Source organism: Cryobacterium sp. Y50 (genome assembly GCF_002929805.1).
Classification (GTDB): Bacteria; Actinomycetota; Actinomycetes; order Actinomycetales; family Microbacteriaceae; genus Cryobacterium.
Genome location: NZ_PJJM01000091.1, coordinates 92,532 through 103,454, shown reverse-complemented (window position 1 = coordinate 103,454; position 10,923 = coordinate 92,532). Strand labels below are relative to the sequence as shown.

Genomic DNA, 10,923 nt, shown 5'->3' with positions numbered 1-10,923 from the left:
GCGCTATAATTGTGGGTGAAGGAGGCGCCGTCGCCATGACCCTCACCGCCCCGCCCGCAGCAGCCGGTTCAATCCCGGAGCCCGCCTCTCGGGTGGCGGCGATTGCTCAGGCCGGTGCGATTCTGGCAGGGGCGTTAGACGGGGTGCGGTTTGGTCAGCTGGATGACTCCGAAGCGGTGGCGGTGCTTGCGGCGCTCGAAGGGCTGGGCCGCAAGGTTGATGGAGCCAGGCTACGGTCGACCGCCGACATGGGTGCGCGGGCCGAAACCGACCTCGGCAATGGGTCGTTGGCCTACCGAAACGGATGCCGCAGCAAGGTAGATTTCATCACCCAGCTTGCCGGTATCTCTGGCCGTGAGGCCAAGCGGCGCCTGAAACTTGGCGAGACAGCGGTGGAACGCACGCCGCTGGGCCTGCCGGTCCCCGCTCGGTACCCGGTCATCGCCGACGCGCTGGGTAGCGGCGAACTCGGCATCGAGGCGGCCGAGATCATCGCGAGCACCCTCACCGCCCTGCACGGGAAGGTACTACAAGACGACCTCGACCACGTCGAACGTGCCCTCGTGGCGTCGGCGACCGGGGCGATCACGCCGGAGACCGCCGGGCTGCCGGGCGCGGGCATCCGCTTCGCGCCGGACATGCTGCGGGCGCAAGCTTTGGAGTGGCAGGGACGGCTCGACCCCGACGGCACCGCCCCGGGCGACGACGCCGTCGAAGCAAAAAGCACCCTCACATTCGGGCTGCTGCGCAACGGGCTCTATCCGCTGCGCGCCGACGTCACCCCCGAGCTGCGCGGCATCATGGACACCCTCTTCGATACTCATCTATCGGCTCGGTCGCGTACGCCGCGGTTTGAACCCACCGATCCGGCTGACAGCGCCGTCACCGCGTTGAGCGGCCTGCACATCGACGACCCGAACGCAGACGCCGGCGTCGACGGTGAGCGCTTCAGCGCCGACCCGTTCAGCGCCGACCCGTTCACCGGCGATACCCGTTTCGACGGCGACCACCGCACCGCGGGTGAGAAACGCGCCGACATCCTCCGCACTGTGTTCGAAGCGGCCGCCCGCGACCCGAAAACCCCGACCATGGGCGGCGCCGCCCCCACCGTCATGATCCACATCAACGCCAACGACCTCGACAACGACCGCGGTGTTGGCTGGATCGATGGCCTCGACGCACCCATCTCGATGCGCAGAGTGAAAGAAACCATCTGCACCGGTGGCGCCCAAAGCGTCATCATCGACGACCACGGCGCCATCCTCTACCTCGGCGAGAAGGTGCGGTGCTTCACCGCCAAACAACGCGCCGCAATCGCCGCGCGCGACGGAGGCTGCATCATTCCCGGCTGCACCATCCCCGCCCGCTGGACCGAAGTACACCACATACTCCCCTGGGAGCAGGGCGGCCCGACCGACCTCGACAACGGAACACTGTTGTGCTGGTTCCACCACCACACCATCAACACCAACGGCTGGACCATCCGCATGATCAACGGCCGACCCCAGGTACGCGGCCCACTCCTNCGGCTGGACCATCCGCATGATCAACGGCCGACCCCAGGTACGCGGCCCACTCCTCTGGGACCCAACGCAAACCTGGCGCCCCGCCCACACCCACCCAGCCAACACCCCCAGCCCAGAACCACCCTGGCGCACCTAGTAGGTGCTTGCCCTACGGTTGCCCAGTTTTTCCGTTCCTCTTCCTGCGAAACTCGGCAGTAGTCACGGCTGGAAGATCGTAGTCACTCCAAGCCCGCCAACTCGGCCACCCGTGACAGCGCCAGCTGGGTGTACAGGGCGGTTCCGTCGGCCAGGACATCGTCGTCGAAGGTAGTCGGGGGAGTGGTTGAAGGCGGCGGCCGCATCCGCTTTTCTTGGCACGGCCGAGAGAAAGACGAGGGTCCCGGAAACCTGTTGCAACACCCGCGAGAAGTCTTCGGAGCCGCTGAGCGGGTTCGCCATGCCCTCGCGCAGCCGGGGCACGACGCGTGCCAGCTTCTCCCGCGACTGGGGCGTGTAAGAACGCACGGTCGCCTCCAGCCGCGCTGATTCGGGAATGATATTGCGCTTGGTTCCGGCCTGCAGCAACCCGATCGAGAGCACCACCGGGTCGAACATATCGAACTGGCGAGTGACCAGCACCTGTAATGCGGTGACCATTTCGGCGATGACGGTCACCGGATCCTGCGCATTGTGCGGAGCGAAACCGTGCTCTCCGGCCCCATGTACCGTCACCGTCAGGCCATCGCTGGCCGACGTCAGGGTGCCGGCGCTGCTCGCGAATTGCCCGTTGGGGGCGCCGGTTATGAGAACGTGCAGGTCGTGACCGCAGGCGTGCATGGCGCCGTCGATGCGCGAGCTGAACTCAACCCCGGTGCGTTCTCGAAGGGGCAGCGCATCCATATCGCCGCGCAGCAAGACGACTGGCCGTTAAGCGGATGCCGCCGCGCCGGTTCCGCGCAGCACCGCCGTCACCGAGGTGGTGGCGGTCCCGAGCGTGATCTCGTCGGGAAGGCCGTGGGGCCCCGAGTACTTTCTCCTGGGTGCGCGTCAGCTGCAGCCCGATTTCGGGTTCCTGATGCAGTCGGTAACGCAGGTCGGGTTGGGTATGACAGCAATTTTGGCAGCGCCGCCTCAGGCGGTGGAGCGAAGGAAAGTGTCCTACCGTCGGGAGTATTTCACCGATCATCCTGTGCGACCACACCCTTTTTTGCTAGCATTGATAGCACTCTGCGGANTCTGGGACCCAACGCAAACCTGGCGCCCCGCCCACACCCACCCAGCCAACACCCCCAGCCCAGAACCACCCTGGCGCACCTAACCTCGACTGTTCCCAATATGGCGGAGCGTTGTCGGTGGCTTAGCGTCTATCGCTGAACGAGTCTGGCCTCGTTCTGAATTTGCCGCAGCGACAGCCGAGTGGGTCACACCCCCGCGCGAATGCACTGCGGATGCGATACTGGGCGCAACAAGCGAGTAATCATGGAATGGGTAGCGATGTCTATTGGCACCGTCACCGCTATAGCCGTGGTCGTCGTCGCCATCTGGCAGCTCATCATTCCGGCGTTTCCACTTATGGGTGCGTTCATCTGGATCTCCCGGGGACAGGACTCCGTCGCCCGCCGCGCCCCCAGCCCGCCGGACTGAACCTGTCAGTGCTTTCGACGGGCGAGGAAGGCGTCCATTCGAGTGAACTTGGCCTCGGATTCGAACAGAATCGACTGGGCGACATTGTCGACGAGTGGATGTGCCGCCCGCGGAGCGTGGAAAACTTCCTTGGCCAGACGGGTCGCCAGCGGGTCCTGCGCGGCGATGCGGTCGGCCAGCGCGTGGGCAGCAGTGAGCAGGTCGTCGGGGTCGTGCAGCTCGGTGACCAGATGCACGGCAAGGCATTCTAGGGCGCTCAGGATGCGTCCGGCCAGGATGATCTCCTTGGCCACCGGCTCACCGACGAGCTCGGCCAGTCGCCAGAGCGCACCGGCGGCAGGCAGAATGCCGAGGGCTGTCTCTGGATTTCCGATCCGGGCGCTCGTGGAGGCAATGCGAAAGTCGGCCGCATAGGCCAGTTCGGCGCCGCCGCCGAGCGCCCAGCCGTCGATCGCGGCGATCACCGGCATCGGCAGCTTCGCGATGCGTGAGAACAGCCCGGAATTGATGCCGAGCAGCGCGTCGTCGCGGCGGCGTTCACGCAGCTGGGCGATATCGGCGCCCGAGGCGAAGACACCGTTCACGCCGCTGATGATCAGGATGCGCGGCTGCTGCTCCAGTTCGGCGCAAATTGCATGCAGCTCACCGATCATGCTCTGGTCGATGGCGTTGCGCACGTCGGGCCGGTCCAGTTGCACGTGTACTCGGTCGTCGCGGCGCTCAATCGTGAGGGTGTTCGGGGTACTGGTCATTGTGGGACGTCTCCGTTGAGGTCGGGGCTGGAATCGGGGTCAGTCGTGCCGGCCGGGAACACCCGCTTGTAGCTGCGGCCGTCGGGCAGGGTCACCGTGCGGCTGACCAGGGTGCCACGCCGCACCTGCAGGTAGATGGCCTGGGCACTCACACCACGTTCGGCCGCTGCATCGGCGACGGACAGCCCGGGGAGGTCGGTCGGCACGCTGCTCGGCCGCACGGATCGTTTGCGGCCGGCTTCGAGGCGGGCGCTGATCTCGTCGTCGGTGCCGCCCCAACGCCATTTTGCCGCCGGAGGTTTGAGTCCGGTCGCATCAGCGATCTGATCCCATGGCACGTCGTCCGCGAGGGCGCCGCGAACGGCGGCGAGGGTGGCTGGGTCATTATCGAGAGCGGTCTGCAGCAAGCGGATGGCCCGCAGCCGATCCAGGGACGAGCCCGCGGCATCCGTTTGCAGCGTCAGCAACCGCTCGAGCGCGGCCGCCGTTGTCGGCGCCAGAAATGATCCCATGCGTGGTCCCTCGTCAAATCGGCTGCGACTGGAGGCAGCAGCCCTATCTTGCCAGACCCAAGGCGTCGTTTGAACAGATCAAGCCAGTACGACGACCGAGTGCGGGGCCAGCTGCAGGGCGTTGGGCAGTCGGCCCTGTACGGCATCGCCAGCGGTGGCGAAGGCGAGCACGATCTCTCCCCCGCCGGCCGGGATGCGCACCGAACGCTCGCCGAGGTTGATCAGAATCTTGGTGCGGCCACGATGCAGCCGCAGCCACCCCTCGGCCGCATCACATTCGACGGCGATCTGGTCGAACCGGGGATCGGTGACGTCGGGATGTGTGCGGCGCAGCACCGCCAGCGCACGGTAGAACTCGAGCAGTCGAGCGTGCTCGGGCTCGACCTGTTCGCTCCAGTTGAGCTTGGAGCGCTCAAGCGTCACCGGGTCCTGCGGGTCCGGGACGATCGGCGGATCCCAGCCCATGCGGGCAAACTCGCTGATGCGTCCGGTGGCCGTTGCCGTGCCGAGTTCGGGTTCGGGATGCGAGGTGAAGAACTGCCAGGGCGTCGTCGCTCCCCATTCCTCCCCCATGAACAGCATTGGCGTATACGGCCCGAGCAGGGTCAGCGCCGCGGCAATCGCGAGCTGGCCGACATCCAGCTGGGCGCTGAGCCGGTCACCAACTGCCCGGTTGCCGATCTGGTCGTGATTCTGGGAAGCGACGACCAGCCGCCAGGTGGGTGTCCGTTCCCGGTCGATACGGCGACCATGGGTGCGCTCGCGAAAACTCGAATAGGTGCCGTCGTGAAAAAACCCGTGGGTGAGTACCTTGGCCAGTGCGTCGAGCGGCTCGAAGTCGGCGTAGTATCCCGAGGTTTCCCCGGTGAGGGCGACGTGCACGGCATGATGAAAGTCGTCGCTCCACTGGGCGTCGATGCCGTAACCGTTCGCCTCTCGAGAGGTAATGAGGCGCGGGTCGTTCAAGTCGGATTCGGCGATCAGGGTGAGTGGCCGCCCGGTCTTAGCGCTGAGCGCGGCGACCTCGACGGCGAGTTGTTCGAGCAGGTGGGTGGCACTGCTGTCGCGCAGCGCGTGCACGGCGTCGAGTCGCAGGCCGTCGACGTGGTAGTCGCCGAGCCACATAAGTGCGTTGTCGAGAATGTAGCGGCGCACCGGGTCGGAGTGCGGCCCGTCGAGGTTGAGTGAGGATCCCCAGGTATTACCGGCGGCCTCACTCAGGTACGGACCGAACTGTCGCAGATAATTGCCACTCGGACCGAGGTGGTTGTAGACGACATCCTGAATGACACCGATACCACGCTGGTGACAGGAATCGACGAACGTCTGGTACGCGGCCGGACCGCCATAACCTTCGTGCACGGCGTACCAGAGCACACCGTCGTAGCCCCAGTTGTGGGTGCCGTTGAAGGCGTTCACCGGTAACAGCTCGACGAAGTCGACGCCGATCGATTGCAGGTGATCTAGCCGCGTGGCGGCCGCTTCGAGGGTGCCCTCTGGTGTGAACGTTCCGAGGTGCAGCTCATAGATGACGGCGCCGGCCAGCTGTCGACCGGTCCAGCTGGCGTCTTGCCAGATATGGGCCGACACATCGAAACTGCGCGACAGGGCGTGCACCCCGGCAGGCTGCCGCCGCGATCGCGGATCAGCGTACGGCCCGCGCCCGTCCACGATGAAGCCGTAGTCGAACTCGGAGTGCACCGCCGGTCGAGCGGATGCCGGGAGTTCCCACCAGCCGTCGTCGCGCGCGGCAAGTTCCAGCCGTCTAGTACCCAACATCAGGTGCATGGTCTGCGCGTCGGGTGCCCAGACCTCGAATTTCTGCTCATTCATGCGTATCGTCCGATGCGGTTGGGCGGGCGGACTCGGTCATCGGCAGCCACTAATAACGCCACCGGATAGCGGGCCAGCACATCGGCGACTCGCAGGCTCGGGCCGTCAAAGCGCTGGCGAGTGAGCACATCGACAACGGTGCGACCGGCCACGGCGATGGCCGTGTCGCCCCAGCCGCCGGCCTCATGCAGCCCAATCGGCAGCCGCGTGGTCAGGGTGATCGCCCCGCCGCGGTCGAACGCCACAACGTTGTTCGAGGCCGGGCCGAAGGCGGGTACGGGCAGGTAGCGGGTGAACAGGTCCGGCCGGTCGCGGCGCAGATGCAGGGCGCTGGAGGTGACCAGCAGCTTGGCCGCGCCGGTCTCGTCGACCGGCGGGAGCCATCCGTTCTCAAGGCGGGTCAGCAGGTCTCGGCGCCGCGCATAGTCGACCGGGCGACGATTGTCGGGGTCGACGAGCGATGTCTCCCACAGCTCGCTGCCTTGGTAGACGTCGGGGACGCCCGGCATGGTCAGCTGCAGCAGCTTCTGGGTGAGTGAATTGCTCCACCCGGGCTGCTGCAGCCGGTCAACCAGTGCGATGAGGAGTTCGCGGGTCGGCCCCGACGCGACGGCGGCCGTGACGAGGTCGCCGAGAGCCGCTTCGAAACCGGCGTTCGACTGCGTCCAGGTAGTCGCCGTGCCAGCTTCGCGCGCGGCCTTGAGCGCATAGGCGGCGAGCCGCTCCCTGCTGGCAGGCCAGGCACCCACGATGGCTTGCCAGAGCAGATTCTCGAAAGGCGCATCATTGAGCGGATGCGCCGCCCGCAGCTGCCCGAGCGCGGCCTCCCACTCGGCGGGGATCTCGGCGAACACCGCAATGCGTGCGCGCACGTCTTCGCCGCGTTTGGTGTCGTGGGTCGACAGCGTCGTCATCGAGTGCGGAAAACCCGCCTGCCGCGTGCGCTGCCGCTCGTGAAATTCAGGCGCCGTCACAGCGAACTCGTCGGGGTCGGCACCGACCTCGTTGAGCGAGGTCAGCCGACTGAATCGGTAGTAAGCCCGATCTTCCACACCCTTGGCCATGACCATGCCCGAGGTCTGTTGAAACCGCACTGCGGCCAGATGTCCCGGGTCGCCTAGCAGGGGCAGCAGCCGGTCGATCTCGGACTGCAGTTCCGGGCGCTGGAAGGCCGAGCGGCGAGCCGCCTCGCGCAGGTTCTCCAGGCCAACGGGCAGGTAGGAGCGATAGACCGGAAACCAGGCCAGCAGGTCGGCCAGAGCCTCAATTGTGGGTTCCAGGTTTTCCGCATCGCTCGGCACGAGTCGGGCGATACGCAGCACCTCGGAACGCAGAATGCCGTCGGTCACGTCACGCTTGTTGCGATAAACCAAGTCGGACCAGCCGGTGGCAACGCCCTGCAGCCTGGTCTCGAGCGCGTCGAGAGGCTCTTGGCCGGCCGGATCGACGAGCACCCGGTCGACGTCGGCGAGGGCGTCATAACCGGTGGTGCCGGCGGTCGCCCAGCTGGCCGGCACCGCCTCGCGCCCTTCCAGGATCTTCTCGATCAGAACGTAGCAGCCATTGGTGGCCCGCCGCAGGGATTCCAGGTAGCCGGCCGGATCGGCGAGCCCGTCGGGGTGGTCGACCCGCAGGCCCTGCACGAGGCCGTCGCGTACCCAGCGCACGATCTCACGGTGCGATTCCTCGAACACCCAGGGCACCTCGACCCGGATGCCGGCGAGACTGTTCACCGCAAAGAATCGGCGGTAATTCAACTCGGTGTCGGCGCGACGCCAGTTCACGAGCTCATAATTCTGTCGATCGTGCACGACGATGGGGCTTGCTCCATCGTCGGCGGTTCCGGAGGCCAGCGGATAACGCATGGAGAAGTAGCGCAGCTCGCCGTCCACGATCTCGAGCCGGTCGAGTTCCGTGCGGCCGTCCAAACCATCATCGCCGAGAACCGGAATACGAATCTTGCCATGACCGAACGCCCAGTCGACGTCAAAGGCCTCGGCGTAACGCGACTGCTGACCGTTCTGCAGCAGGTCCCACCACCAGGCGTTCTGCACCGGGCTGGCGACACCCACATGATTGGGCACAATGTCTACGAGCACGCCCCGACCGGCCTGATGCGCCGCCGCCGCAAGCCGGACGAGCCCCGCCGCACCGCCACGGGCCGGGTCGACCAGCGAGTGGTCAACCACGTCATAGCCGTGATCCGATCCGGGTTCGGCTTTCAACAGCGGCGACAGGTAGACCCAGTCGGCACCGAGAGAGCCCACGTAGTCCACGATTTTGGCCGCTGCATCAAGGTCGAATCCGGCCGTGATCTGCAGCCGGTAGGTACTCAGCGGCACCGACATCAGGTCAAGACCGGGAGGGTTATCAACCCGGTGTTGCCCGCGAGTGACGCGGCCACCGAATGATCCGGGTTAGCTTCGGGTTCGTGATAGGCGCGCATTACCACGAGGGACCGACCAGCTACCGTTTGACTGGCTCCGGCCGGACGGGCAATGGAATCGGCCCCCTCACCGGCGGTGTCGACGACGATCTCCCAGGCCGGGGCATATTCAACGGGCGGCAGCTTGAATTCGATGTCCTCGGCATCCGCGTTGAACAGCAGCAGAAAATTGACGTCGACGACGTCTTGCCCGCGCGCGTCACGCTCGCGGATTCCGTTGCCGTTGAGAAACTTGGCCAACGTGCGAGCCAAATTCTCGTCCCAATCTTCTGACGCCATCGGCTCACCGTCGGTGTTGAGCCAGACGATGTCGGGCAGGGACTCCCCCGCCACCCTTTTGCCCGGGCGCCCGTCGAAGAACCGGCTGCGCCGAAACGTCGGGTGCTCTCGGCGTAGGCGAGAGACCGCCGCTGTGAATTCGATCAGGGGCAGGTCGGCTTCGTCCCAGTGCACCCAGGTCAGTTCGGAATCCTGCGCATAACTGTTGTTATTGCCGAGTTGGGTGCGGCCCAGTTCGTCGCCGTGCAACAGCATAGGAACCCCCTGCGACAGCAACAGGGTGGCAATAAAATTGCGCGCCTGACGGGCACGCAGCCCACGAATCTCGGGGTCGTCTGTAGGACCCTCGACGCCAAGGTTCCAAGACCGGTTGTGCGATTCGCCGTCGTTGTTGTCTTCACCGTTGGCGTCGTTGTGTTTTTCGTTGTACGACACGAGGTCAGCGATGGTGAATCCGTCGTGCGCCGTGACGAAGTTGATCGAGGCCATCGGGCGACGCCCCGAATGCTCGTACAGGTCGGCCGACCCGGCCACGCGCGAGGCGAACTCGCCGAGTGTAGATGGCTCTCCGCGCCAGAAATCCCGCACGGTGTCGCGGTACTTGCCGTTCCATTCCGACCACTGCGAGGGAAAATTGCCGACCTGGTAGCCGCCGGGCCCGACGTCCCACGGCTCGGCAATGAGCTTGACCTGCGACACGATCGGGTCCTGCTGCACGAGCTCGAAGAAAGTGGAGAGTTTGTCGACTTCGTACAGGTCTCGGGCGAGAGCGGAGGCCAGATCGAACCGAAAGCCGTCAACGTGCATCTCGAGCACCCAGTAGCGCAACGAATCCATGATGAGCTGCAGCACGTGCGGGTGCCGAACATTGAGGGTGTTACCGGTGCCGGTGTAGTCCATGTAATAGCGCTTGTCGTCGTCCATAAGACGGTAGTAGGCCTCATTGTCGATGCCTTTGAACGACAGGGTCGGCCCCATATGGTTGCCCTCGGCGGTGTGGTTGTAGACCACGTCGAGGATGACTTCGATTCCGGCGGCATGCAGGCTGCGCACCATGCCTTTGAATTCCTGCACCTGCTGACCAAGATCGCCGGTGGAGGAATATGTGTTGTGCGGCGCGAAGAATCCGATCGAGTTGTAGCCCCAGTAGTTGTTCAGACCCTGCTCCATGAGGGTGCCATCGTTCACGAACTGGTGCACCGGCATGAGTTCGATGGCCGTCACCCCTAATTTCTGCAGATGGTCGATGACCGAGGGATGCGCCAATCCCGCGTAGGTACCCCGCTGGGTCTTCGGTACCGACTGATGCAGTTTGGTTAGTCCCTTGACGTGCGCCTCGTAGATCAAGGACTCACTGTATGGAGTGCGCAACGACCGGTCGCCGGTCCAGTCAAAGAAGGGGTTGACGACCACGCCGAGCATCACGTGCGAGGCGGAATCTTCGTCGTTCGGGGAGTCCGGGTCGTCGAAGTCATAGGAGAACAGCGACGGATCCCAGTCGATGGCCCCGTTCGTAGCTTTGGCATAGGGGTCGAGCAGCAGCTTGCTCGGGTTGAGCCGGTCGCCCGCTGCAGGGTTGTAATCGCCGTGCACCCGATAGCCGTAGCGCTGGCCCGGCTGCACGAGCGGCAGATAGCAGTGCCAGATATAAGCGGATGACTCGCTCACCTCGACGCGCGTCTCACCGCCGTCTTCATCAAAGAGGCACAGCTCGACGCGTTGGGCAGCTTCACTGAATAGGGCGAAGTTGGTGCCGCTCCCGTCAAAGGTGGCGCCGAGGGGATAAGCGGTTCCGGGCCAGGTTTCCATGAGACTCCTCAGAGTGAAAGGGACACGGTGTGAAGATGGAACACGGTTTAGATCGAACGGGAGCCGGACAGAATACGAGCACCTAGTTCAGACCGAGGCTCGCTTAAGGAATACGCTACAGGCATCCGCCGACATCTCTGCAC

General features: G+C 65.1%; 7 protein-coding genes and 1 pseudogene. 2 read left to right on the top strand and 6 right to left on the bottom strand.

What is annotated here, in order from left to right; all coding sequences use genetic code 11:
* Positions 1 to 1,724: HNH endonuclease signature motif containing protein (locus CXY73_RS11050; protein WP_233198267.1), on the top strand; the 1,724-nt coding region annotated here is incomplete at its 5' end.
* A gap of 20 nt (positions 1,725 to 1,744) precedes the next feature.
* Here the strand turns inward: CXY73_RS11050 and CXY73_RS11045 are convergent.
* Positions 1,745 to 2,640, bottom strand: a pseudogene (locus CXY73_RS11045) (M20 family metallopeptidase).
* 359 nt (positions 2,641 to 2,999) lie between these two features.
* On the opposite strand from CXY73_RS11045, the gene CXY73_RS21975 reads away from it, so the two are divergent.
* A complete protein-coding gene (locus tag CXY73_RS21975; protein WP_158254107.1) occupies positions 3,000 to 3,149 on the top strand; it encodes a hypothetical protein in 150 nt (49 codons plus the stop codon).
* A 5-nt stretch (positions 3,150 to 3,154) separates the two neighbouring features.
* On the opposite strand, the gene CXY73_RS11040 is transcribed toward CXY73_RS21975, so the two are convergent.
* From CXY73_RS11040 to glgX, 5 genes are all read right to left on the bottom strand, one after another.
* Complete coding sequence (locus CXY73_RS11040) at positions 3,155 to 3,901, bottom strand: enoyl-CoA hydratase/isomerase family protein (RefSeq protein WP_104177730.1); 747 nt, start codon at positions 3,899 to 3,901, stop codon at positions 3,155 to 3,157.
* Positions 3,898 to 4,413: a hypothetical protein gene (locus tag CXY73_RS11035; protein WP_104135678.1), complete on the bottom strand. Its 516-nt coding sequence runs from the start codon at positions 4,411 to 4,413 to the stop codon at positions 3,898 to 3,900. The genes CXY73_RS11040 and CXY73_RS11035 overlap by 4 nt, the downstream gene beginning before the upstream one ends.
* Before the next feature lie 78 nt (positions 4,414 to 4,491).
* Positions 4,492 to 6,246 carry a malto-oligosyltrehalose trehalohydrolase gene (gene treZ / locus CXY73_RS11030; protein WP_104177729.1) on the bottom strand — a complete coding sequence of 585 codons (1,755 nt, stop codon included), beginning with the start codon at positions 6,244 to 6,246 and terminating at the stop codon, positions 4,492 to 4,494.
* Positions 6,243 to 8,594 carry a malto-oligosyltrehalose synthase gene (gene treY / locus CXY73_RS11025; RefSeq protein ID WP_104135680.1) on the bottom strand — a complete coding sequence of 784 codons (2,352 nt, stop codon included), beginning with the start codon at positions 8,592 to 8,594 and terminating at the stop codon, positions 6,243 to 6,245. Before treY ends, treZ begins: the two co-directional genes overlap by 4 nt.
* Positions 8,594 to 10,780, bottom strand: a complete 2,187-nt coding sequence (gene glgX, locus CXY73_RS11020; protein ID WP_104177728.1) for a glycogen debranching protein GlgX — start codon at positions 10,778 to 10,780, stop codon at positions 8,594 to 8,596. Before glgX ends, treY begins: the two co-directional genes overlap by 1 nt.
* Positions 10,781 to 10,923: the final 143 nt, after the last annotated feature.